At 73.1% G+C, this 23898-nt stretch carries 26 protein-coding genes; 7 read left to right on the forward strand and 19 right to left on the reverse strand.

Translation table 11 applies throughout. The annotated features are described in order from the left end of the window. Window positions 1-18: 18 nt before the first annotated feature. Both A6A25_RS23110 and A6A25_RS23115 read right to left on the reverse strand, forming a co-directional pair. Window positions 19-504, reverse strand: a complete 486-nt coding sequence (locus tag A6A25_RS23110) for a MarR family winged helix-turn-helix transcriptional regulator (RefSeq protein WP_073893138.1) — start codon at window positions 502-504, stop codon at window positions 19-21. A gap of 207 nt (window positions 505-711) precedes the next feature. Next, window positions 712-1200, reverse strand: a complete 489-nt coding sequence (locus A6A25_RS23115; protein WP_073893140.1) for a MarR family winged helix-turn-helix transcriptional regulator — start codon at window positions 1198-1200, stop codon at window positions 712-714. 59 nt (window positions 1201-1259) lie between these two features. On the opposite strand from A6A25_RS23115, the gene A6A25_RS23120 reads away from it, so the two are divergent. Continuing rightward, entirely contained in the window at window positions 1260-2096 is an 837-nt protein-coding gene (locus tag A6A25_RS23120) for an NAD(P)H-binding protein (RefSeq protein WP_073893141.1), read from the forward strand. Window positions 2097-2105: 9 nt separating this feature from the next. Here the strand turns inward: A6A25_RS23120 and A6A25_RS44220 are convergent, their stop codons facing one another. Further along, window positions 2106-2318: a hypothetical protein gene (locus tag A6A25_RS44220; RefSeq protein ID WP_158073794.1), complete on the reverse strand. Its 213-nt coding sequence runs from the start codon at window positions 2316-2318 to the stop codon at window positions 2106-2108. 175 nt (window positions 2319-2493) lie between these two features. On the opposite strand from A6A25_RS44220, the gene A6A25_RS23130 reads away from it, so the two are divergent. Continuing rightward, entirely contained in the window at window positions 2494-2841 is a 348-nt protein-coding gene (locus A6A25_RS23130) for a DoxX family protein (RefSeq protein ID WP_073893144.1), read from the forward strand. On the opposite strand, the gene A6A25_RS23135 is transcribed toward A6A25_RS23130, so the two are convergent. From A6A25_RS23135 to A6A25_RS23205, 15 genes are all read right to left on the reverse strand, one after another. Next, a complete protein-coding gene (locus A6A25_RS23135) occupies window positions 2821-3477 on the reverse strand; it encodes an FHA domain-containing protein (protein WP_073893146.1) in 657 nt (218 codons plus the stop codon). The two genes, A6A25_RS23130 and A6A25_RS23135, sit on opposite strands and share 21 nt — an antisense overlap. A 3-nt stretch (window positions 3478-3480) precedes the next feature. Then, window positions 3481-4761, reverse strand: a complete 1281-nt coding sequence (locus A6A25_RS23140; RefSeq protein WP_073893304.1) for a vWA domain-containing protein — start codon at window positions 4759-4761, stop codon at window positions 3481-3483. Next, window positions 4751-5719 (reverse strand): protein phosphatase 2C domain-containing protein, encoded by a 969-nt coding sequence (locus A6A25_RS23145; protein ID WP_073893147.1) that lies wholly within the window; start codon window positions 5717-5719, stop codon window positions 4751-4753. The genes A6A25_RS23140 and A6A25_RS23145 overlap by 11 nt, the downstream gene beginning before the upstream one ends. A gap of 3 nt (window positions 5720-5722) precedes the next feature. Beyond that, the gene (locus A6A25_RS23150) at window positions 5723-8305 is read right to left on the reverse strand and encodes a serine/threonine-protein kinase (RefSeq protein WP_083668570.1); all 2583 of its coding nucleotides are present in this window, start codon (window positions 8303-8305) and stop codon (window positions 5723-5725) included. Continuing rightward, complete coding sequence (locus A6A25_RS23155; RefSeq protein ID WP_073893149.1) at window positions 8302-9363, reverse strand: hypothetical protein; 1062 nt, start codon at window positions 9361-9363, stop codon at window positions 8302-8304. Before A6A25_RS23155 ends, A6A25_RS23150 begins: the two co-directional genes overlap by 4 nt. Before the next feature lies 1 nt (window position 9364). Beyond that, window positions 9365-10324, reverse strand: a complete 960-nt coding sequence (locus A6A25_RS23160; protein WP_241828861.1) for a glutamate ABC transporter substrate-binding protein — start codon at window positions 10322-10324, stop codon at window positions 9365-9367. Next, on the reverse strand, window positions 10321-11604 hold the full coding sequence (locus A6A25_RS23165; RefSeq protein WP_073893152.1) for a hypothetical protein: 1284 nt from the start codon (window positions 11602-11604) through the stop codon (window positions 10321-10323). The genes A6A25_RS23160 and A6A25_RS23165 overlap by 4 nt, the downstream gene beginning before the upstream one ends. 135 nt (window positions 11605-11739) lie before the next feature. Next, complete coding sequence (locus A6A25_RS23170) at window positions 11740-12252, reverse strand: NADAR family protein (protein WP_241828862.1); 513 nt, start codon at window positions 12250-12252, stop codon at window positions 11740-11742. A gap of 46 nt (window positions 12253-12298) precedes the next feature. Next, window positions 12299-12874 carry a pyridoxamine 5'-phosphate oxidase family protein gene (locus A6A25_RS23175; protein WP_073893155.1) on the reverse strand — a complete coding sequence of 192 codons (576 nt, stop codon included), beginning with the start codon at window positions 12872-12874 and terminating at the stop codon, window positions 12299-12301. A gap of 352 nt (window positions 12875-13226) precedes the next feature. Next, a complete protein-coding gene (locus A6A25_RS23180) occupies window positions 13227-14444 on the reverse strand; it encodes an RNA polymerase sigma factor (protein WP_073893156.1) in 1218 nt (405 codons plus the stop codon). Between the two features lie 27 nt (window positions 14445-14471). Further along, complete coding sequence (locus A6A25_RS23185) at window positions 14472-14828, reverse strand: YciI family protein (RefSeq protein ID WP_073893157.1); 357 nt, start codon at window positions 14826-14828, stop codon at window positions 14472-14474. A gap of 85 nt (window positions 14829-14913) precedes the next feature. Then, window positions 14914-15876 carry a zinc-binding dehydrogenase gene (locus tag A6A25_RS23190; RefSeq protein ID WP_073893306.1) on the reverse strand — a complete coding sequence of 321 codons (963 nt, stop codon included), beginning with the start codon at window positions 15874-15876 and terminating at the stop codon, window positions 14914-14916. Window positions 15877-15884: 8 nt separating this feature from the next. Continuing rightward, on the reverse strand, window positions 15885-16325 hold the full coding sequence (locus A6A25_RS23195; RefSeq protein ID WP_073893158.1) for a MarR family winged helix-turn-helix transcriptional regulator: 441 nt from the start codon (window positions 16323-16325) through the stop codon (window positions 15885-15887). Window positions 16326-16417: 92 nt separating this feature from the next. Next, window positions 16418-17521, reverse strand: coding sequence for a winged helix DNA-binding domain-containing protein (locus A6A25_RS23200; RefSeq protein ID WP_073893159.1), 1104 nt, complete (start codon window positions 17519-17521; stop codon window positions 16418-16420). A gap of 38 nt (window positions 17522-17559) precedes the next feature. After that, window positions 17560-18009 (reverse strand): GNAT family N-acetyltransferase, encoded by a 450-nt coding sequence (locus tag A6A25_RS23205; RefSeq protein ID WP_073893160.1) that lies wholly within the window; start codon window positions 18007-18009, stop codon window positions 17560-17562. A 303-nt stretch (window positions 18010-18312) separates the two neighbouring features. Between A6A25_RS23205 and A6A25_RS23215 the strand changes: the two genes are divergently transcribed. From A6A25_RS23215 to A6A25_RS23225, 3 genes are all read left to right on the forward strand, one after another. Then, window positions 18313-18867, forward strand: a complete 555-nt coding sequence (locus A6A25_RS23215) for an SgcJ/EcaC family oxidoreductase (protein ID WP_073893161.1) — start codon at window positions 18313-18315, stop codon at window positions 18865-18867. Further along, complete coding sequence (locus A6A25_RS23220; protein ID WP_241828863.1) at window positions 18864-19079, forward strand: redoxin domain-containing protein; 216 nt, start codon at window positions 18864-18866, stop codon at window positions 19077-19079. Before A6A25_RS23215 ends, A6A25_RS23220 begins: the two co-directional genes overlap by 4 nt. Window positions 19080-19262: 183 nt before the next feature. Continuing rightward, entirely contained in the window at window positions 19263-20840 is a 1578-nt protein-coding gene (locus tag A6A25_RS23225) for a GMC family oxidoreductase (protein ID WP_073893163.1), read from the forward strand. A gap of 220 nt (window positions 20841-21060) precedes the next feature. On the opposite strand, the gene A6A25_RS23230 is transcribed toward A6A25_RS23225, so the two are convergent. Next, entirely contained in the window at window positions 21061-21588 is a 528-nt protein-coding gene (locus A6A25_RS23230) for a nuclear transport factor 2 family protein (protein WP_073893164.1), read from the reverse strand. Here A6A25_RS23230 and A6A25_RS23235 point away from each other — a divergent pair. Both A6A25_RS23235 and A6A25_RS23240 read left to right on the forward strand, forming a co-directional pair. Then, entirely contained in the window at window positions 21587-22516 is a 930-nt protein-coding gene (locus tag A6A25_RS23235) for an MFS transporter (protein ID WP_198932818.1), read from the forward strand. The two genes, A6A25_RS23230 and A6A25_RS23235, sit on opposite strands and share 2 nt — an antisense overlap. Window positions 22517-22609: 93 nt before the next feature. Continuing rightward, window positions 22610-23755: a hypothetical protein gene (locus A6A25_RS23240; protein ID WP_198932819.1), complete on the forward strand. Its 1146-nt coding sequence runs from the start codon at window positions 22610-22612 to the stop codon at window positions 23753-23755. The last annotated feature ends 143 nt before the right edge of the window (window positions 23756-23898 follow it).

A 23898-nucleotide genomic window follows, 5' to 3' on the forward strand; every position in this document is an offset into this window, starting at 1 on the left:
CCGGCAGCGCGGCGGCGGCTACTCGCACTGCTCCAGCAGGGTCCGCAGCGCGTCGGCGACCACCGTCCGGGTGTCGTCGTCCAACGGCTCCAGCAGCCGCGCGTAGTGCCGCATGTGCTCGGCCAGCATCCCGTCCACCAGCTCGGCGCCCCGGTCGGTGAGCTTGATCCGCACCACCCGCCGGTCCGCGGCGTCGGGCACGCGTTCCACCAGGCCCTTGGCCTCCATCCGGTCGATCCGGTTGGTGATCGCGCCCGCCGTGACCAGCGACGCGGACAGGAACGCGCCCGCCGTCATGCCGTGCGCCGACCCCGCCCGCCGCAGCGTGGTCAACACGTCGAACTCGCCCGGCTCCAGGTCGAACCGGCCGACGAACTCCCGCAGCTCCCGTTCCAGCAGCCGCGCCAGCCGCGTCACCCGCGCCAGCACCGCCATGGGCGAGGTGTCGACGTCCGGGCGCTGCACCGACCACTGCGCCAGCACCAGGTCGACCGCGTCCGCCATCAGCCCTCCCGCCGGGTCCGGGCCGTGCCGGACGGTCGCGTGCCGGGACAGGACAGCTGTGCACCCGAGATCGCGGGCCCCCCTTTGATCCGCACGACCCCAACCGTATTCGTGATCGACAACGCGCGCGGGCGTCCCGGCGAAAACCCGCGCGACGGCCCACCGGACCCCGCGCGCCCGGCCCAGTCGCCGCACCCGGTCGCCGACCTACCCCTGCGCCAACTCCTCGGTCGCCGTTCGCCCCAATGCCGTAGTCCGCCGCAGGAAGTCCGCCAGCAGCGCCAGCTCCGCGTCGTCGTAGCCGTCGAACAGCTCGTCCAGCGAGGAGTTCATCCCCGCGTAGAGCCCGAACAGCTCCGCGTTGCGCTCCTTGGTCGCGCGCACCGTCACCGCCCGCCGGTCGGCGGCGTTCGGGTCGCGTTCCCGGGTGATCCACCCGGCCCGCTGCAACCGGTCCAGGATGCCGGTCAACGTCGCCGGGTGCAGCCCCGCCCGGCGCGCCAGCTCACCGGGCGTCATCGGACCCTGCTCGTGCACCAGCTCCAGGCAGTCCAGGTCGACGTCCTTGAGCTCCAGCCGCCGGGACACCTGGTGGTTGAGCAGCGACAACTGGTTGCGCAGCTCCCGCAACGCCTCCTTGATCGCGGTGACGGTCCGCCGCCGTTCCCGCGCATCCCCAGAACTTATGGAACTCATATGATATGGTCTCCGTATTGTCTTTGATCCGCACGAAGTCTAACCGGGGGGAACCACCCATGACCGTCCTCGTCACCGGCGCGACCGGCACCGTCGGCCGCCACCTCGTCCGCCTGCTGACCGGGCCGGTGCGCGCCGTCAGCCGCGCCCCGAAGGCACACCCGCCCATCGCCGACCACGTGACGTTCGTCGACGAGCACCCCGCCCACCTGACCGGCGTCACCGCCCTGTTCGTCCACCCGCGCGCGGTCGCCGACCCGTTCGCGCTCGTCGCCCGGGCCCGTGCCGCGGGCGTCGGCAAGGTCGTCGCGCTGTCCGCCCTCAACGTCGACGACGACCCCGCCGACCAGCCCTCTCGCCACCGCGGCGACCGCAACAAAGAAGCCGAGGACGCCGTCACGGGCAGCGGCCTGCCGTGGGTGAGCGTGCGCGCCGGGTCCTTCGCCACCAACACCGCCACCGCCTGGGCGCACCAGATCCGGGCCGGCGACGTCGTCCGCGGCCCCTACGCCGACTTCGCCGAGGCGCCACTGGACGAACGCGACCTCGCCGAGGTGCTCGCCCGCGTCCTGACCACCGACACCCTCGACGGCCGCCGCGTCGAGGTCACCGGACCCGCCTCCCACACCCACGCCGACCTGGTCGCGATCATCGGCGACGCCCTCGGCCGCCCGCTGCGCCACGAGGAGATCCCCACCGGCCAGGCCACCGACCACCTCGTCCGGGCCGGCCTGCCGCCCGCGTTCGCGCACGCCCTGATGGACCGCTACGCCAGGGGAGCGGGCCTGCCCGCCACCGTCACCGGCGAGGTCGACAAGATCCTCCGCCGCCCCGCCCGCACCTTCGCCCGATGGGCCACCGACCACACCCACCTCTTCACCGGAGCACCCGCATGACCGTCCTCGTCAGCCGACATCGCCGCCGTCGCCGCCACCGCGCTCACCACCGACGGCCACGCCGGGCACACCTACACCCTCACCGGCCCCGAAGCGCTCACCCCGCGCGACAAGGTCCGCCACCTCGCCGACGCCACCGGCCGCGACCTGCGGTTCGAGGAACTCACCCCCGAACGGGCCCGCGCACTGTGGACCGCGCACCCGCCGTCGCTGCGGATCCACCGCGTCGCACCCGGCGGCCCCGCCGAGAAGGCCGACTTCGTCCTCGGGCTCTACGCCGACGTCCCCGACGCCGGCCACACGGTCACCGACGCGGTCGAACGCGTCACCGGCCGCCCCGCCCGCACCTTCGCCCGGTGGGCCGTCGAGCACGCCGACGCGTTCCGGAGGTGACCCGGTGCACCTCGCCCACCTCGTCGCCGCAAGCCTGCCGGCCGTCGCGCTCACCTACTCCGCCGCGCTCGACTTCGCCCGCGACCACCGGGTCCTCGCCGCCCTGGCCGCCGCGCGCGTCCCCGCCGGGCTGCTGCCGCTGCTCGGCGCGGTCAAAGCGCTCGCCGTCGCCGGGATCCTCGCCGGCTACGCCGTCCCACCGCTCGGCCTGGCCGCGGTGACCGGGGTGGTGCTGTTCTTCGCCGCCGCCATCGCCACCCACCTGCGCGTCGGCGACCACCGCGTCGGCCTGCCGTCCGGGTTCGGGCTGCTCGCCGCGGCCACGCTCACCCTAGGCCTGCTCGCCGCCTGACCGGTGCAGGGTGATCGTGGTCCACGCACCCACGTGAACCCGGTCGCCCGGCTCCAACGGGTGCGGCCGGTTCGGCGGCAACGGGGTGTCGCCGTCGGTCACCGTCGTCCCGTTCGTCGAACCCACGTCCACCACCGCCCAACCACCACCCGACGCCACCAGCACCGCGTGGTGGTGCGAGACACCCGGGTCCTCCGGCGGGCCCACCAGGTCGATCTCCGGGACGATCCCCCGCGACCGGCTCCGCCGCCCGATCGACACCTGCCGCCCCGACAACGCGAACCGGCGCGGCGGGCAGAACCGCGGGAACGCCATCGCGCCCGCGTCCGGCCCACCCACCGCCACCACCCGCTCGAAGTACTCCCGGTCCGCCTCCACCGTCACGTGCCACGACACCGGCACGCCCGCGGACCCGCGCACGGCAGGCCGCGCCGGGGCCGCCACCGGGCTCAACGAGTCCTGCCCGCACTCCTCGCAGAACCGACCCACCCGCACCGCACCGCACGCCGCACACGTCTCCTCGACACCCCTGGCGGGCCCGGCTCCGCCCGGCGCGGAACCACCCGGCATCGGCGCACCGCACACGTCGCAGTAGTCGTCGGTCACCGAGCCGTGGCCCGCCGGGCAGGTCGCCATCGCCTAGCCCCTCCGGACCCGCTTGGTCACCGTCGACCGGGTGTCCAACGTCATCTCGTCCGCGTCGGCCACCCGCGCCCGCAACGTCACCGTCCCCGTACCCGGGTCCTTTACGTCCACCACCCCGGCCAGCAGCTTCGCCGTGTCGGTGTGGCCCGACTCGTGCGCCAGCCGCACCGCGCGACCCAGCTTCGCCGTCGCCCGGCCCACGTCACCGGCCTTGCGCGCCTCCAGACCGTCCCGGATCGCCTCCGCCAGCTCCGCCTGCCCGGTGTAGTGGGCCACCTCGCGGTTGATCCGCGTCGACAACGCCGAATCCTCCGTCCACACCGCCAATACCCGACCCTGCCCCAGCACGTCACCCGACGGACCCACCAGGCTCACCCGCGACGCCAACATCCGGTCGCCCACGTCCGCCGGCCGCACCCGCACCCGCAGGTGGTAGTCACGGCTCTCCCCACCACCCCACGCCCCCGTCGGGTAGTCACCCGTCCGGGGCCCCGACTCCACCCGCCGCCCCGTCAGGTCCACCAGCCCCGGCGACACCTGCTTGAGCAGCGCCACCCCCGCGCCCTGCGGCGTCCACAACCGCAGCGACACGTCCGCCACCGCCTTGCCCATCGCCGTCGCCGCCATCGACCGGAAGTCGTCCGCCAACCCCTCCGGGTCGGCCACGATGTCCACCGTCCCCAGCAACGCCTCGGCGATCCGGCGCAGCTCCGCCACCCGCCAGTCCGTGCCCACACCCCGGCAGTCGCACGTGAAGCGGCCCGCCACCCCGTCCAGCACGCGCGACAACTCGCGCGGCGACTCGTGCTGGTTCTCCCCGTCGGTCAGCAGGATCGCGTGCCGCGGCCCGCCCGCGTACCCGGCGAACAGGCTGTCGGCGAGCTCGAGCCACCGGCCCATCGCCGTGCCGCCGTCCGCCCGCAACCGCCGCACCGCCTGCTTCGCCGCCGCCCGCGTCCGCGGATCCGCCACCACCAGCCCACCCGCCGGCGGGTACACCACGCGCGCCGAGTGCGTGCCCGCCACCACCGCGAACCACACCCCGTCGCGCACCGTGTCGACCGCCGCCTCCGTCGCCCGCTTCGCCGCCGCCAGCTTCGACGGCGGGTAGCCCATCGACCCCGACGTGTCGACGATGACCACCTCCGCCGCGTCGGCCGGCACCACCCGCGCCGCCGTACCGGTCGCGGTCACCGTGACGATCGCGTCGACCTCCGCCGCACCCCGCGGCAGGTACTCGTTCTGGAACACCTCGACCGCGAAGTCAAGCCCCATGCCCACCCCGCAACTGGACGACGACCACCGTGATGTTGTCGTGCCCACCCGCCTTCAACGCGACCTCCACCAGCTCCCGCGCCACCTCGATCGGCGGCACCCCGCGTGGCAGCACCTCCAGCAGGTCCTCCGGCTCCGGCACGTAGTTCCACAACCCGTCGCTGCACAACACCAGCAGCCCCGACGTCTCCACCTTGAACGTCACCGTCTGCGGCGCCTCCACCCCCGAGTCCGCGCCCAACCACCGCGACAGCACGTGCGCCCGCCGGTCGGTCAGCGCCTCCTCCTCGGTCAGGACCCCCTCCGCGACCAGCTGCGCCGCCCACGTGTCGTCCGTGGTCAGCCGCGCCGCACCCGCCTCGGCCACCAGGTAGGCGCGACTGTCGCCCACCCACCCCACCGTCGCCGAACCGTCGGTCACCACCGCCGACACGAACGTGCAGGACGGCGCCACCTCCGCCGCCTCCGGCCGCGCCAACCGGCCCACCGCCTCGTTCGCCGCCACCACCGCGTCCGTCGTCAACGCCTCGGCGTCCATCCCGGACTGCAACCCCGTCAACAGCACGTCCGCCGCCGTGTCCACCGCCTGCTGCGACGCCTGCTCGGCCCGCTCCGACGACGCCACCCCGTCGCACACCACCGCCGCCACACCACGCCCGCGCACCCGGCCGAACGCCATCGAGTCCTCGTTGCGCTGCCGCCGCTTGCCCCGGTCGCTCACCCCCGCCACCCCGGGCAGCACGAACTCCACCCGGTCCCGCGCCGACGGCCGCGCCCGACCGCACTGCTCGCAGAACCCGTCCGCGTCGAACTCCTCGCCACCGCACGCGCACATCGGCGGCCACTGCGCGCCCGGGCCACCCACCGGTGTCCGCTGCACCCGCAGGTTGCGCCCGCACGCCTCGCAGAAACGGTCCTGCGACGCCACCGGCGACGCGCACTCGGGACAGGATTCCATCAGCTACACCAACGTCCTGGGCCGGACCGCGTTCGCGCGGTCGACGAGAGCGATGCGTTCCTCCGGGGTGTCGGCCAGCCGCGCCAACTGCCGGTACCAGCGCTCCAGGCCCAACCGCAGCCCCGACTCGCTCACCTCGCAGCCCAGCAGCGTCCCCGCCGGCGCCGCACCGGCGCCCGGCAACGACTCCAACGCCACACCCAACAACTCCACGGTCAACCCGGCCCGCCTCGCCACGTCCAACTCCAACCCCGACAGCCTCGCACCGGCCGCCATCACCTCCGCCAACGCCTCTCCGCCGCCCCGGCCCGCGCACTCCCGCGCCGCGCCGATCTGCGCCCGCACCGCCGCCACCTGCGCCGCCACGTGGTGGATCGACGTGTCCGGCACCGAGTGCAGCACACCCACCGCCGCGTCCCGCCCGCCCCGGCCCAGCAACACCCTGGCCAGCCCGAACGCCGCCGACACGTACGCGTGATCGGTCCGCCACACCACCTCGTACCCGGCCGCCGCCGCGTCGGCGTCACCCAACGACTCCGCGCACACCGCCACCGCCAGCTTCGGCGCCGCCTCACCCGGCAACGCGTCACGCACCTGCTCGAACGCCGCCCGCGCCCGCTCCGCCAGCCCCCGATTCCCCGGGCTACCCACCAGCGCCGCCACACCCCGGTACCAGCCGGGCCGCCAGTCGTCCGGCAGCGGAGTGCGCGGGTCGTCCGGGTCGAACGGCGACGCCAACGCGTCCAGCTCGCCCACCGCCTCCTCCACCCGACCCGCCTCGATCAACGCCCGCACCACCTGCAACCGCACCTCGACCGTCTGCACCGGCGCCACCCGCAACGCCGCCACCACCTGGTCCGGGTCACCCGTCGTCGCCGCCGTCGCCAGGAAACCCGCCGCCGCGTCCGACGTGTCCACCTGCGGCACCGGCAGGCCCGTCGCCGCCGCCCGCACGTCCAACCCGCCCTCCGTGCCGAACGCCCGCCGCTCCGGCGTGAACTGCCGCGACACACCCGGCCGCGGCAGCCCGTCCTGCTGCGCCAACACCTCCCGCAGCACACCGGTCAGCTGCTCGGCCATCTCCTCCGCCGAGGCGAACCGCTCCTCCGGATCGAGGTGCGTGGCCCGCAGCAGGAACCGGTGCAACGAGTCGTGCCCGCGCAGCAACGGCTGCTCGTCCGCGGGCGGCAACGACCCCTTGTACCGGCCGCGGAAGTCGAACTGGAAGCTCATCACCGCCAACGCCCGACCCACCGTGTACAGGTCGGAGGCCACCGACGGGCCGTCCGTGCCGATCTCCGGCGCCTGGTAGCCGATCGTGCCGTAGATGGGGGAGTGCCGGTCGTCGATGCGCCGCACCGCGCCCAGGTCGATCAGCTTCAGCTGCTCCTCGGTCTGGATCACGTTGTCCGGCTTGAAGTCGCAGTACAGCAGGCCCACCCCGTGCAGGTAGCCCAACGCGGGCAGCACCTCCAGGGCGTAGGCGATCGCCTGCGCCACCGGCAGCGACTCGCTGCCCGTGCCCCGCGCCCGCAACTGTTTGATCATGTCCTTGACCGACGTGCCGCCCACGTACTCCATCACGATGTAGTCCACGAGCTCGCCGCTGGCCCGGTCCTCGTGCCGCACGAAGTTGTGGATCTTGACGATATTAGGGTGCTCCACCTCGGCCAGGAACCGGCGCTCCGCCATCGCCGCCGCCATCGCGTCGGCGTCACCGGAGTCCAGCAGGCCCTTCAACACCACCCACCGGTCGCTGACCGCGTGGTCGGCGGCCAGGTAGATCCACCCCAGCCCACCGTGCGCCAGACAGCCCAGCACCTCGTACTGGTCGTGCAGCACCTCGCCGGGCGCCAGCTTCGGCGTGAACGAGTAGTGGTGGCCGCAGTGCGGGCAGAACCCCTCCTCCCGGCCCGGCCTGCCGTCCCGACCGCGCCCGACCTCCTTGCCGCAACTGGAGCAGAACCGCTTCGCCTCCGGCACCTCGGGATCAGTCAGGACAGCGGCCTTCGGATCCCGGTAGGGCACCCGGGGCACCTCCACCAAGCCCGCGCCCAACCGTCCCCGCCCGGACGACCGGGTGGACGCCGACGCCCGCCGCGACCGTGCCGCCGACGCCGCCGCGGGCGACCACGGCGCCGTGCCGGGCCCCGTGGCAGGACCGCTGTCGGCACCGGGACCCGGGTACGCGCCGGTAGCGGGCCCGCTGTCCGCACCGACCCCGGCCTCACCGCCGGTACCGGTCGCCCGCCCGCGAGCCGCCGAGCCGCTGGTCACCGACCCTGCGCCCGCGGCCGGGTCACTGCCCACGGCAGTCGATCGCCCGCGCGCCTCCGAGCTGCCTCCCAGTCCGCCGGCCACCGAACCGCCACCTGAGCCGCGGGCGGCCGGACCGCCGGTCGCGGACCTACCGGCCGCGCCGCCACCTCCGCCCGACCGCGCGTCCGCCTCGGCCTCGGCCGGGCCGCGACCGGGGCCGGCGGCAGGCGTGGTGGCGGCGAGGACCGGGGCCTCCAGGCCGCACACGTCGCAGAAGCCGTCGTCGGCGATCGCCCCGCCGCAGCCGGCACGTGGACACGTCCTCATCGGCCCTCCGTCCTGGCCAGCACCGCCCGCTGGTACCGCCGCACCGCCACCGTGCCCGCGTTCAGGTCGCACGGCACGCCGAACAGCACGTCACGGGCCCGCCGGTGCAGCTGCGCCAACCCGGCGTCCTCGGCGAACCCGCGCCCGGCCGCCTTCGCCCGGTAGGCGTCCAACCGGCCGCGCAGCTCCGACCTGCGCTCCAGCGACCCGGTCAGGTGCGCCGACACCTCCCGCGCCCGCGTCAACGCCGCGCCCACCGCCGCCTCCACGGCCGCCACGTCCGTTTCCGCCACATCCGGAAAACGTCCCCGCAACCCGTCGAGTGCCCCGGCCACGTCCTCACCCGGCACCGGTGGGTGGTCGCCGGCGATCTCCGCCACGACCCGCGCCCGCACCTCGACCGCCCGCGCCCGCACCGACTCGACCTCGGCGACCAGCCGTGACAGCGCCCGCGCCCGCGACGCGAACGTGCGGTGCAGCGCGCTCACCGACGCCACCCGCGCGACCAGGTCGGCCACCTCCGGGTCGGGCGTCAACGGGTCGGCCACCGCGCGGGCGTGCGCCCGCGCCACCTCCGCCCGCAGCCGTGCCGCGGCCGGCGAGTCGATCCCGGCCAGCTGCCCGGTCAACGGGTCCAGCAGCGCCAACCGCCGCGACCACCCCTCGTGCGCCTCCGCCAACACGGCCATGACCCGCGCGTACTCCGCTTTCATCCCGGCCACCAGTTCACCCAGCGTGACCAGCCGGGCCGCGGGCCCGGTCAACGTGCGCACCGACGCCTCCGGCAGCGCGATCGCCGGGCCCCGCAGCAGCCGCGCCAGCTCCGCCGGGTCCCGCGCGTCCGACGCCTGCCGCAGCACCGCGCGGTAGGCGTCGAACCACTCCCACAGCCGCACCATCCCGGCGTTCGCCGCCTCCCACCGCCGCGCCGACCCGCCCGTGAGCACCGCACCGCGCAGCAGCCGGTGACCCGGGTGGTCCTCCATCGCCAGCAGCGACTCGGCCACCCGGTCGGCCTCCCGCCGCACCGACGCCAGCTGCTCGTCCAGGGTGTCCATGTCAGTCCCGGTACACGGCGACGGGCGGGGCCGGCGGGTCACCGAGCCACCGCTGGTGCAGCCGCGTCCACGTGCCGTCCGCGCGCAGCCGCTCCAGCAGCGCGTTGACGAACCGCACGAAGTCCTCGTCGGCCTTCGGGAACGCCATCCCGTACGGCTCGGCGGCGAACTGCGGCCCCACCACCTTCGTGTAGGGGTCCTGGGCGGCGAACCCGGCCAGGATCGTGTCGTCGGTGGAGATCGCGTCCACCTGGCCCTGCTGCAGCATCACCAGGCAGTCCGTCCAGTGCGCCACCGCCACCGGCACCGGCTTCGACGGCCGGTTCGCCACGTTCGCCAGCGAACTCGACCCCTTCGTCGCGCACACCCGCTTGCCGCCCAGCCCGTCGATGTCGGTCACCTCGGAGTTCGACGGCACCAGCACCCGCTGCCCGGCCTGCAGGTACACGGTGGAGAAGTTCACCTTCCGCCAGCGCTCGCAGGTCGCCGTCATGGTCCGCACCACGATGTCGACCTCGCCCCGCTCCAGCGTCGGTACCCGCTGCTCGGAGGTCACCACCTTGAACTGGATCGCGCCCGGGTCGCCGAAGACCGCCCGCGCGACCTCCCGCACCAGGTCGACGTCGAAACCCTCCAGCTCGCCCGAGAACGGGTTGCGGAACCCCATCAGGTACGTGTTCTGGTCCACGCCCGCGATCAGCCGGCCACGCTGCTGGATCCGCGCCATGGTCGACCCGGCCGGCATCTGCCCCGGCGGCGGCAACGGCCCGGTCGGGCGCAGGCTCGCGGTCGGATCGCACGACTCGGACGGCACCTCCGCCGTGCTCGGCGGCGCCGTCAGCTCCACCGCCTCCGCCGGGCGCGGCGGCACCGGGGTCCCGCCACCGATCGGCGGCGCACCGCTGGGCACCGGCGCGCACCCCGTCACCACCAGCGCGAGCACCACGAGCAGCCGCCTCACCGGTACTCCTTCAACCGCTGCCACAACCCGAGCACCGACGCCGCCGCCGACAGCAACGCCAGCACCACCACCGCGGGCACCGCGCCGCCCAACGCGGCCCGCGCCCGCCCGATCGCGTCGGTCAGCTCCGCCCGCGCCGCGCCGATCGCGTCCACCAGGTCGGAGTCCAACGCGTCGAACGCCGCGGCCGCGCCCCGCGGGTCCTGACCCAGCGCCAACGCCACCGCCGTGGTGAAGTCACCCGCGTCGTCGGCCGCGCGGATCCCGCGGTGCGCCTGCTGCCACCGCTGGTGGTGCTCCACCGCCTCCAGCACCGGCGGTGTGCCGTTCACCAGCCGCAACCGGCCCAGCAGGTCGGTCAGCGCCCGGTCGGCCTCGACGTACTCCGCCTCGTAGGTCGCGCCGCTGCCCCGCGCCACGAGCGTCAACGTCTCGTCACCCCGCGCGGTCAGCGTCGCGATCCGGGCCCGCGCCAGCAGGTCGACCACGGTGGCCTCGTCCTTGCTGGCCGAGGCGTTGTGGACCACCAGCAGGCTCGCCACCAGCACCCACAGCAGCGAGACGACGGTCAACGCGGTCGCCACCACCAGCCCCGGGTTGAGCACCCGGTTCGTCTTGCGGGTCAGGTACCGCTGCGCCAGCAGCAGCACCAGCAGCGCGAGCACGACCGGCAGCAACTCCGGCCACGGCAGCGACCCGGCGTCCTCCAGGCCGCGCACCACGTTGCGGGTCTCCACCCCGTACAGCTCACGCGCGGCCGGCAGCAGCCGCGTCCGCATCACCGTCGACGCCTCGCGCAGGTACGCCGCACCCACCGGGTTGCCCTGCCGGTTGTGCGCGCGGGCCGTCTCGACCAGCCCCGTGTACACCGGCAACTGGCCCGACAACGTCGACAGCGCCCGCGTCAGCTCGGGGGAGCGGGTGATCTCGCCGGTCGCCGCCGACAACGCCGCGGCGGCCTTCGCCACGTCCGCCTCGTACCGGGCGCGCAGCGCCGCCGACTCCACCCCACCGGACAGGAACGCGCTCGACGCGGTGGCGTCCGCGTCCGCCATCGCCCGGTACACCTCCTGCGCGGCGAACGCCAGCGGCTCACTGCGGTCGGCCAACGCCTCCAGCGCGTCCGAGCGGCGCTGCACCGACCACCCGGTCACCGCGCCGACCAGCAGGCTCACCACGATCAGCAGCAGGGCCAACAGGCTCAGCCTGCCCGGCGTGCTGCGGGCAAGACCCGTCACCCGGCGCAGGGCACCGCGGTTCCGCTGAGCCTCGACCAGCACGACCGCCCCCTTCCCGAGGTGATCGGCGCCACTCGCCGCTCAGACAGCGTAGATCGAACAGCCACCGATCGGGACGCGAACGGGCCCGCCGGGCGCGGCGCACGCACACCGGGTCGAGCTCATCGGGTGACGCGCTCACCCCTGGCGCAGTCGCGCGCGCACCTCCATCAGTGCCTCGCCGAGCAGGTTCAGCCCGAGCCAGGACGCCGGGTCGGCCGCGCGCGGGTCGTCGGCGGCGAGCCCGATGCCCCAGATCCGGTCCAGCGGGCTCGCCTCCACCAACACCCGGTCACCGGTGCCGAGCAGGAACCGGCGGGCGCCGTCGTGCGCGCCGAACTTCGCCAGGTTCCCCCGCACCACGACGTCCAGCCGGTTCGCCACCCACGTGTCCTCGGCGAACCCGCGCACCCGACGGCCCAGCGACTTCGCCTCACCGGGCGTGGCCGCAGCGAGGACCCGCCGCGCAATGTCCTCGTCGCCGAACAACAGCGCCTTGCCGTGCATCATGAAGTGCTCGGCGGTCCGGAAGGTGTGCCCGTCGACCGTGAACGGCGACTCCCACCACTGGCTCAGGCACTCCTCGCCGACCGAGCCGACCGACGCGCCGGACCGCGACCCGGGCCCCCAGAAGAACACGTACTCCGTCACGGCGCAGACCGTGCCACACACCCGACCGGCGACACCAACGGTTTGCCTAGCGCGGCGGCAGGGGCAGCGGCACCGCGGGCAGGCCGTCCATGCTGACCCCGACGAACTCCTTGTTCTCGCAGTACGCGGCGAACTCCTCGTCGGACTTGCGGTCGAAGTACTCCTCGTGCAGCGTCCGCTCACCCCGGTAGTCCATGAACGGCACGGCGAACCCGCACGTGTCGCTGATCAGCTTCGCGGTCACCACCACGACCGCCCGCAACGCCGACCCGTCCGCGTCACCGAACCCCGCCACCAACTCCGCGAACCTCGGATCGTCCCGGAACACCGGCTCACCCGTGCCGTGCACGCGCACGATGTTCGGCGGGCCGTCGAACGCGCACCACATCAGCGTGATCCGACCGTTCTCCCGCAGGTGGGCGATCGTCTCGGCGTGGCTGCCGCCGAAGTCCAGGTACGCGACCCGCTGCTCGTCCAGCACCCGCCACGTGCCCCGGCGGCCCTTCGGCGACAGGTTCACGTGCCCGTCCGCGGACAGCGGCGCGGTCGCGGTGAAGAACACCGGCTGTGCCTCGATGAACTCGCGCAGGCGTCCTTCGATCCGTTCATAGGTCTTTCCCATGCGGCCAGTATCTCCCGCCGCCGCAATGTCTTTGCGCACAGCGTCACCGCCTGACCAGACTCCCGGCATGACCTACGAGATCCGCCGTTCGCTGGTCCTGCACTCCCGGCTGCGCCGGGACCCGCACGCGGGTCGCTGGAGTTCACCCCGCGGGAGGTCGCCGACCTGATCCGGCGCCTGCGCTGAACCGGCCGGGGAAGCCGCGGCCACCCGCACCGACTTCGGCATGCGCTCGCCGCGCCGGCACTCCCGCCTCGACGACGCCCACCGAGCGCTGTCGGACCGGCCGTCCACCCACCCGCGGCCAAGTCCTCGGCCTCGGCCCGCACCGGTGGTCCGGCGCCGGCGTCGGCTAACCCGCTCCGGTGACCTCGGCGAGCCCGCGCCGCAACAGGTCACGCTCGGCGTCGTTGCCCGCCAGGTCCAACGCCCGCCGGTAGGCCTGCGCCGCCTCGGCGTCCCGGCCCAGGCGGCGCAGCAAGTCGGCGCGCACCGCGTGGCACAGGTGGTAGCCCGCCAACGGCGACTTGCCCTCCGCGAGGCCGTCCACCAGCGCCAACGCCGCCTCCGGCCCGTCCACCTCGGCCACCGCGACAGCCCGGTTCAACGCCACCACCGCACTCGGCGTCAACACCATCAGGTGGTCGTAGAGCCGCACGACCTGCCGCCAGTCCGTCGGCGGCGGGTCGCTGTGCACCGCGTTGATCGCCGCCTGCACCTGGTACGGGCCGGGTCGGCCGCGGCGCAGGCACCACCGCACCAGCGCCCGACCCTCCGCCACCAGCGCACCGTCCCAGCGCGACCGGTCCTGGTCGGCCAACCGCACCAGCCCGCCGTCCGGGCCGGTCCGCGCCGCACGGCGGGCGTGCAGCAACAGCATCAACGCCAACAACCCGACGACCTCCGGCTCGTCGGGCATCAACTCCACCAGCACCCGCCCGAGCCGCACCGCCTCCGCGCACAGCTCCTCACGCACCAACGAGCCACCCGAACTGGCCGAATACCCCTCGTTGAACACCAGGTACACCACCGCCAGCACGGCACGCAGCCGATCGGGCAACTCCGCCCGGTCCGGCACCCGGTACGGGATCCGCGCGTCCCGGATCTTCGCCTTCGCCCGCACCAGCCGCTGCGCCATCGTCGGCTCCGGCACCAGGAACGCCCGCGCGATCTCCGCCGTGGACAACCCGCCCAGCAGCCGCAACGTCAACGCCACCCGGGCCGCCGGGTGCAGCGCCGGGTGGCAGCACGTGAAGATCAACCGCAGCCGCTCGTCACCCACCGAGTCCACCTCCACGAGCTCGTCACGGGCGTGCAGCAACGCGGCCTGCGCCTGCCGGTCGTCCCGCGTGGACTCCCTGCGCAACCGGTCGATCGCCCGGTGCCTGGCCGTGGTGATGATCCAGCCCGCCGGGCTCGGCGGCACACCGGCCTCCGGCCAGCGCCGCAGCGCCTCGGCGAACGCGTCCTGGACCGCCTCCTCGGCGACGTCGATGTCACCGAAGACGCGGACCAGGACCGCCACCGACCGGCCGTACTCCGCCCGGAAGACCTGCTCGACCGCCGTCACGTCAGCGTCGTCACCTCAAGCACCACCTCAGCCGACGAAGTCCTGGAACGGCCGCACCTCGACCGGCAGCGTGCACGCCACGCTCAGCCGCCGACCCCACTCCAGCGCCGCGTCCAGGTCCGGCACGTCGATGATGTTGAACCCGCCGATGAACTCCTTGCTCTCGGTGAACGGGCCGTCGGTCACCAGCACCTCGCCGTTCTCTCCCGGACGCAGCGTGGTCGCCGTCTCCGGCGCGTGCAGACCACCGGCGAACACCCACACCCCGGCCTCCCGCATGTCGGCGTCCACCGCCTGCACGTCCTTCATGATCTTCTCCAGCTCCGCCGGGTCCGGGATGTCGTAGCCGGCGGGCTCGATCACGCTGATCAGGTACTGGGTCATCTCGTGCTCCTCAAGGTCCGGAGGGTTTCCGCACCCTCTACACGAACGGCCGGCGGCGACATCGACACCGCGACGGAGAAAATTCTCAGACGAGCACGACGAGCTTGCCGACCCGCCGTCCGTGCTCCAGGTCGTCGTGCGCCCGCCGGATGTCCTCCAGCCGGTACACGGTGGTCGGGCCGAGCGTCACCTCACCGCCCGCGACCTGGTCGAGGAACCGTTGCAGCACGTCCGCGGGCAGGTCGGAGGCCTCGCCGCCGTACGCGGTGAGCCGCACCCCCTTGGGCAGGTAGCCGATGGGGTAGAAGTCCCGCACGATCCACTCGTTGGACAGCATCCCGGTGAAGCACACCGTGCCGTGCACCTTCGTCGCCGCCAGCGTGTCCGGCAACGTCGGCGTGCCCCCCAGCTCCAACGCCGCGTCCACCCCGTCGGGGAACACCTCGCGCACCCGCTCGGCCACCGCGCCGTCGTCCACCAGCGGGTGCGCCACCCCGTGCTCGCGCAGCACGTCCAGCCGGTCCGCGCGCCGCGTCGTGGCCAGCACCGTCGCACCGATGTCGTTCGCCAGCGCGGTGGCCGCGAACCCGAGCGCCGACGTGCCGCCGCGGATCAGCAGCGACTGCCCCGCCCGCAGGTCCAACCCCGTGGTCAACGACCCGTAGGCGGTCTGCAACGTCTCCGGCACCGCGCCCAGCACCTCCCACGGCAGGTCGGAGCCGAACGGGATCAGCACCTCGCGCGGCACCACCGCGTACTCGGCGTACCCGCCGTCGAACACCCGGCCCATGCCGCCCATCATCGCCGCCACCCGCTGCCCGACCGGCAGGTCGCAGTCGCTGTCCACCACGCCCACCGCCTCGATGCCCGGCACCCGCGGGAACGTCACCCCCTCGGCCAACCCCAACCGGGTGTGCAGCTCCGACCGGTTCAACCCGAACGCGGCGACCTTGACCCGCACCCACCCCGGCGGCGGCTCGGGCACCGGCCGCTCGACCACGGCCAGGTTCTCCACCGGCCCCGGCCCGCTCAACACCACCGCCCGCATCGACCCGGTCATCCGTGGTGCTCCAGGACCACGTTCAACATGCGCACCAACTCCTCACGCTCGGCCGCCGACAACGGCGCCAGCAACGCCTCCTGAGCCTGCCCCAGCACCCGGTCCAGGTGACGGAGGTGGGCCGTGCCCGACGGGGTGACGCTGACGATGTTGCGCCGCTTGTCGCCCGGGTCCGGCCGGCGCTCCACGAACCCCTTGTCCGCCAGCTCGTTGACCGTGGCCACCACGTCACTGCGGTCCAGCCCGCCCCGCCGGCCGAGGTCCGCCTGGCTGGCCGGGCCGAACTCGTCCAACGCGGCCAGCAGCGAGTAGTGGTAGCGCCGCGCGTCCACCGCGCCCAACGCCTCCGACACCAGCCGGTGCGCCTGGGTCGTGGCCTGCCCGAGCAGCCAACTCGCCGTGCCGCGCAGCCGCCGCGGCGCGCCTGAGGTCTCCATGCGACCGCAGTCTACCCACTTGTTGGCCCCGCCAACGATCGAGGACTTCCCGCCCGCGGCGGCCCAGGACCCCCGCGAGCTCCGGGCGCGGCTCAGGCGTGAGCGCCGACCGACACCGGGCCGAGGGTCAGCTCCGGCCGCCCCTCCAGGAACCCGCCGACCCGCGCCACCTCCCGGTCCAACTCCGCCGACCTCGCCCGCGACAACTCCCCGAACAGCTCCACCGTCACCGCGATCCGCCGACCCGACCGCTTCTGGTGCCACACCCCGGCCACCACACCGTCCACCAGCACCACCGGGAAGTTCCCCGCCTGCCCACCCGACAACGCCCGCTCGAACGCCCGACCCGGGAACACCACCTCACGCGGGTGGCTGCCCACCACGTAGGCGTCGAAGTAGGGGAGCAGCCGCAGCCCGCCCGGCGGCTCGTCCGGCCACGACGTGTCGCCCCGCACCACCCAACCGCCCTCGACCCGCTCCACGTCGGCCCGCTCGAACAGCTCGTCCACCCACCGCTTCGGCGCGGCCAGCCACCGCGCGAAGTGCGCCGGCGTCGCCGGCCCGTACGACCGCAGGTAGGCGTGCAGCAACTCCACCGCACCCTCCGCGGCCGGCACGAAACCCGGCAACCACCGCTGCGGGCTCGTGTAGGCGACCTTGCGGCCCTTGTTCGGCGCGAAGCACATCACGCCGCGGTTCGACGCCACGCCCATCGCCTCCACCCACCGCGGCCACGGCGTGCCGCCGAACGCCTCCATCACCCGCTCGCCCGCCCACGGACCGGTCCGCGCCACCACCGCCTCGGTCAACTCGTCACCGGTCAGCTCGTCGTCCCGCACCGCGTCCGCGATCGCCGCCACCACCTCGGCCGCCTGCTCCTCGGTGAGCAACCGCAGCCGCTGCGGCAACTCCGACAACGCACCCGTCCACATCGGCAGGTCCGCCGCGGGCAGCAGGTGCACGGTGCCCCGAGGCCCCCTCGTCTTCACCAACGTCCGGTCCACCCACACCGCGTCCCGCACCCGCTGCCGCGTCAGCGTCGTGCGGACCCCGATCGACAACTCCGCCGCCGACATCACCTGGGCGTGCGCACCGCACATCGCCCGCACCACCGCCACCGGGTCCGCCGACGGCTCCAGCAACCAGTGCCGCCGCAACCGCCGACCGATCACCCCGTCCACCCGGATCCCTGTCACGGCCTCGACGCTAGACCCCGACCAGGACAACGACGGTCCTAGATCAACCCGGGGTGTCCGAACTGCGCGATCCGCAGCCCGTCCTCCACCACGACCGTGTCGACCAGCCGGAACCCCAGACCCTCGTACAACGCGATCGCGGGCGCGTTCGCCGCACCCGTCGACACGATCGCCGGCCCTCCCTCGGCCAGCACCTGCTCCACCAGCCGTCGGGCGAACCCGAGCCGGAAGTGGCTCGGCGCCACGCACAGCCGGTCGATGTCCAGCACACCGTCGACCTTCGCGAAGCCGACGAACGCCACCAGGTCGTTGTCGACGTACCCGCCCAGCCACCGCAACGGCGCTCTCCGGATGTCCTCGACCGACTCGTGCAGCCCCGGTATCGCCGTGCTGCCGATCAACTCCGCCTCGATCGCGTACGACCGCAACGCGATCCGGTGCACCGCCTTCGCCGTCTCGTCATCGGTGAGGTCCAAGGGAACGATCATGCGGCCCATCCTTTCCCACGAGGTGCCCCGCCGGTTACCCCTTTCGATCACCGCCGGAACTCCGACCTCCGCCGAGCACCAGCCGGCCGGCGCGGCCCGACCACCACGCCGGCGTTCGGCAGCCGACGATGGCCCACGGGCGAGACCGAGATCGCGCCCGAGCGCGCGGTGCGGTCCACGTGGGTCTGCGTGAAGCAGGACGGTGAGTGGAGACTCGCGGGCTACCAGAACAGCCCCCGGGGCGACGGCGCGACCCTGCGCTGGTAACCGGCTGGTAGCCCAGAAAACCAAGGAGTGCCAGACATGCCCACAGCGACCAACGGGTGGGGCGACGCCTCACAGCTCCTCGCCGAGGCCGGGATCCCCGAGGACCCGACCTACTACCGGGGCTTCACCGCCGACGACGAGAAAGCCGTGCTGACCGTGCCCATGCGCATCCAGGAGGCGCGGGAGCGCAACGACGCCGACCTGTTCGCGGACACGTTCGCCGAGAACGGCAGCCTGCTCATGCAGGACACCCAACTCACCAGCCGCGAGGACATCCGCCGGTACATGGCCGACGGATTCCGCGGCGGCCTCAGGGGAGCCCGGGTCCGCGGCGGACGACTGGAGATCAACTTCCTCACCGACACCGCCGCGATCGTGATCAGCGAAGGTGGCATCCAGCTCGCGGACGAGACGGCCACCGCGCCGCAGCGCAAGGTCCGCGTCACCTGGGTGATCGCCAAGCAGGCCGACGGCACGCCCAAGTTGATCTCCCACCACAGGACCCAGACGACGAGAGGACTGCCATGGCGGTCGAGGTCGGATCCCCGGCGCCGGACTTCACCCTGGGCGACCACACCCGCGAGGTCGTGACGGCGTCGTCGCTGTGGCGGGAGAAGAACCTGCTCGTGATCTTCTACCCGTTCGCGTTCAGCACGATCTGCCAGGACGAGATGTGCCTGGTCAGGGATGACGTCGGCGAGTACGCCACCAGCGGCGTGCAGGTCGTCGGCGTCTCCACCGACACGCCGTTCGCGCACCGCAATACGTACACCGCAATGTCGGCCGCGCCGAACAGTGAATGATCCCGCCCTGCCCGACGGGAGCGATATCCGGCTGGGCAGCCACACCGGCAATCGCCCTGTCGGGCCGGGCGGGACACACCGGAAATACTCGCCGCGACAATCCGGCCGAGCCCCGAAGAAAAACCGCGCCTGGCCGGCGCACGCACACCCGAATCGCCGTGCGGCGGACGTGAGGAGAACCGGATGTACGATTACGTGATTGTCGGAGCGGGCTCGGCGGGCTGCGTGCTGGCGGCACGACTCACCGAAGACCCCGATGTCACCGTGTGCCTGATCGAAGCCGGCGCCACGGACGACCTGGAAACCATCCACATCCCCGTGGCCTTCGGCGACCTCTTCCGCACCTCGGTCGACTGGGATTACGACTCGCACGACGAACCCCAGCTCAACCGGCGACGCATCTTCCTGCCCCGCGGCAAGGTCCTGGGCGGCACCAGCTCGATCAACGCGATGCTGTACCTGCGCGGCAACAAGGTCGACTACGACGGCTGGGGACAGCCCGGCTGGAGCTACGACGAACTGCTGCCGTACTTCAAGCGTTCCGAGGACAACGAGCACGGCGAGTCGTACTACCACGGCTCCGGCGGCCCGATGAGCGTCTCGGAAGGACGCAGCCGCAACACGCAGTCTCAGGCGTTCCTGGAAGCGGCGGCACAGGCCGGGTTCGCGTCCAACGACGACTTCAACGGCGAGTCCCAGGACGGCTTCGGCTACTTCCAGCTCACCCAGCGCAACGGCCGCAGGTGCTCCACCGCGGTCGCGTACCTCCACCCGGCCATGAACCGGCCGAACCTGACCGTGCGGACGAACTTCCAGGTGCACCGCATCGTCATCGAGAACGGCCGCGCGGTGGGCGTCACCGGACGCCGGTTCGACGAGGACCTCACCGTCCGCGCGAACCGCGAGGTCATCCTGTCGGCCGGCGCCTACAACTCGCCCTACCTGCTCATGCACTCCGGCATCGGACCCACCGACCACCTCGGTCAGCTCGGCATCCCGGTCCTCCACCACAACGACCAGGTCGGGGCCAACCTCCAGGACCACCCGCTGGTGCCGCTGATCTTCGCCCACGACGAGCCGGTGAGCACCCTGATCGCCGACGAACCCCGCTACGTCAAGCAGTTCCAGGAGGAGGGCACCGGCCCGATGACCTCCAACGGACCCGAAGCGGGCGGCTACGTCCGCACGCGCTCCGGCCTGGACGGGCCGGACGCGGTGTTCTTCTCCGGCCCCATGATGTTCGCCGACAGCGGCCTGGGCCTGCCCACCGGCCACGCCATCACGTACGGACCGGTGCTGCTGACCCAACAGGCCCGCGGCACCGTGACGCTGGACTCCGCCAACCCCACCATGAAGCCCAAGATCCAGCACAACTACCACCAGACCGAGGACGACCTGGCAACGGCCGTGGCGGCGACGCGGATCGGGCTCGAGATCGCCCGGCAGAAGGGGCTGTCCCGGTTCACCAAGGACTGGTACTCCGCCCCGGCGTCGGACTCCGACGCCGACGTGCGCGCCTACATCCGCGGCTACACCCACTCCATCTTCCACGGCTCCGGCACCTGCGCGATCGGCACGGTCGTCGACGCCGAGCTGAAGGTCATCGGCATCGACGGCCTGCGCGTGGCCGACGTGTCGGTGATGCCGACGCTCGGTCGCGGCGCACCCAACGCGTCGGCCATCGCGATCGGGGAGAAAGCCGCGGACCTCGTGCTGGGCAAGGCGCCGCTGCCGGCGGCCCAGGCACTGGCCACCGCGTGAGCGGGTGCGGCGGTCACCGCGACCGCGCCCGCGCTGATCCCGTCGTACAGGGCGTCCAGCGAATCGTTGACGTGGCGCAGCAGCATGCCCAGGTTCCAGCCCTCGCACGGGGTGGGCTGACCCAGCATGGGCTCGGTCACCCGCTGGGCCGTGCCCAGGGCGTAGTGCAGGGCGTGGGTGAGCAGGGCGATGCCGTCGACCGCCCCCGCGTCGACGGCGGTCACCGGACGCGGGGGAGACCCAGCTCGTCGAACAGGGCCGGGTTCTGGTGGGAGACGATGCGGGAGATGCCCGACTTGGTGACCTTCAGCGCTTCCACCGAGTACGCGTGCTCGGTCCCGTCCTCGGCGCGCAGGTACGTCGCGAACGCGGGCATGCCCTGGTAGCTGACCCGATCCATCGAACAGGTGCCGAACGCCGGGCACTCGGTGGCCATGAACCGCACGATCGCCTCGCGGCCGACCAGCGGCGCCGGGTCCGGCGGCAACTCGCACACCGCGTCGTCGGTGAGCAGGTGCATCAGGGTGGTCAGGTCGGCGTTCTCGAACGCCGCCACGTACCGGTCGAGCAGGTCGCGCCGGCACGGGTCGTCGGGCTCCAGCACGTCGTCGGCCGACGTGGTCAGCTCGGACAGCTGCGCCCTGGCCCGCTGGAGCATGCTGTTGACCGCCGCGCTCGTGGTCCCCAGCAGCTCGGCCACCTCCGCGGCCCTCCAGTGCAGCACCTCGCGCAGTCGGGCGGCCGACATGCTCGGTCACCGCACGCTGTTCATCGCGGGCATCGTGCTGTTCCTGGTGTCCTCATTGCTGTGCGGCCTGGCCTGGTCGGGCCCGGTGCTGATCATCGCCCGCGTGGTGCAGGGCGTGTCGGCGGCGATCATGTCGCCCACCGCGCTGGCGCTGCTGATGACGACGTTCGACGAGGGGCCCGAGCGCAACCGCGCGCTGGCGATCTGGACCGGCACCGGCGCGTTCGGCGCCACCGCGGCGCTGCTCGTCGGCGGTGTGCTGACCGACCTGCTCGGCTGGGAGTGGATCTTCTTCCTCAACGTGCCGGTCGCGCTCGCCATGCTGGTGCTCGCGCCCTCCCTGCTGCGCGAGAGCACCGCCCCGATCGGCGGCCGCAAGTTCGACGTCGCCGGCGCGCTCACCAGCACCGCGGCGTTCGTCCTGCTGATCTTCGCCGTGGTCGAGGCGCCCACTGTCGGCTGGGGCAGCGGACGCACCATCATCCCGCTGGTCGCCGCCGCCGTGCTGCTGATGGCGTTCGTGTTCATCGAGAAGCGCTCGGCCGCGCCGCTGGTGCCGCTGCGCATCTTCCGCTCCACCGCGCTGGTCGGCGGCAACCTGATGATGATCCTGGTCGGCCTGGATCGGGGGCGCCCTGGGCACCGCCGTCGTCTCGACGGTCACGGTTTCCTTCACCACCGGCACCGACGCGCAAGGGCTCACCAACGGCTTCTCCGCCGCCTTCTGGGCCTGCGTCGCCTTCTCCGCAGCGGGCGTGATCATCGCCTTGGTCCTGATGGCCATGCGCAACACGAACGAGTCGGTCCAGGCGCACTGAGCCCGGCCGATCCACCCGTACCCCTTTCCGGCGTCCGCCCGCGCCCACCACGCGGGCGGCGTCCTTCTGCGCGGTTCCGCGGCGGCCCGTCCGAAGCTCACTTCCGATAAGGTTCACTTATCGGAAGTCAGGATCGGGCCGCACATAGCGTTGCGTTGCGCTGTATAACGTTTTTTCCAACGAAATTGTGCTACGATATTGCCGTGACGACGGCCGAGACCTGCAACTACCCCGGCTGCACCCGTCCGGTGTTCCGAGGCAGTGGGCCGGGACGCCCGGCGGAGTACTGCGACCTGCCGGAACACACCCGGTGGCGGGCGTGGCGGGAACGGCAGCGGTTGGCGCAGGCGGTGGAGGCGGAGCAGGAGGTCGTCACCGTGACGAAAGGCCCGCAGGGGATCACCGCGGGCAAGATCAGGGCCGAGGAACTGCTGGAGCGGTTCCGGGTGCTGGCCGAGCAGCTGTCGACCACGCTGACCGGAGCCGTGGCGGAGCTGTCCGCGATCGCCGATCCGAGTGTGGCCGAGAGCCAGGTGCAGGCAGTCGAGGCCGAGGCCGCGCGGCGGGTCGCCGAGGCGGAGGCCGCGGTCGCGAAGGCGGAACGGCGCAGGCGTGACGCCGAACAGGCACGACAGGCCGCCGAGGCAACCACCGAGGACGCGGTCCGTGCCGCCGAACAAGCCGAACGCGACGCCGAGGCCGCCTACGCGCAACGTGACGCCGCCCGGTCCGAAGCCGACGCCGCCGTCGAACGGGCCGAGCAGGAGATCACCACCATCCGCGTCGAAGCCGCGGCCGCCGTGGACGAGATCCGCCGCGACGCCCAAGCCCAGGTCGAGCAGGCCAAGGCCGACGCGGTCGCCCACGCCGAACAGGCCAGGCGCCAGGCGGTGCGGGACGTCGAGCAGGTCCGCGCGGACGCCCAAGCCCAGCTCGACCAAGCCCGGCACGACGCACAGGCGCAGGTCGAACGCGCCCAAGCCGAAGCACAAGCCCGAGTCGACCGAGCCGTCGCCGAGGCCAAGGCGAACGTCGAGCAAGCCCACTCCGCCGCACGAGCCGAAGCCGACGCGGCGAACCAAGCCCGGATCAAGGCCGAACGCGCCGAGCAGTCCGCCCACGACGCCCGCGCCGAACTCGACCGCGCCCGAGCCGAGCTGACCGAACAACGCGACACCCACCGCGCCCAACTCGACCAAGTCGAACGCGCCGCCCGCGAACGCCTCGACGCCCTGGACCAAGCTCGCACCCAGACCCTCGTCCGAGCCGAACGGGCCGAACGCCAACTCGACCGGCTGCAAGCCGAACTGGACGCCCTGCGCGCCGACACCGACGGCCGTGCGCAATAAGGCGGTTCCTCACCCGTTCGCCGCCCACCGTTGACTTCTACCGGCCGCCGAACGCCACCGAGGGTGAGCCTCGCGCCGTGCGAGACGCACCGGCTGGTCCCTGTCGCGTCATCCCTTCGGGTCGACACGCTGGGTGACAGCGG

Origin of the sequence: Saccharothrix sp. CB00851 (genome assembly GCF_001905065.1) — a bacterium.
Classification (GTDB): Bacteria; Actinomycetota; Actinomycetes; order Mycobacteriales; family Pseudonocardiaceae; genus Actinosynnema.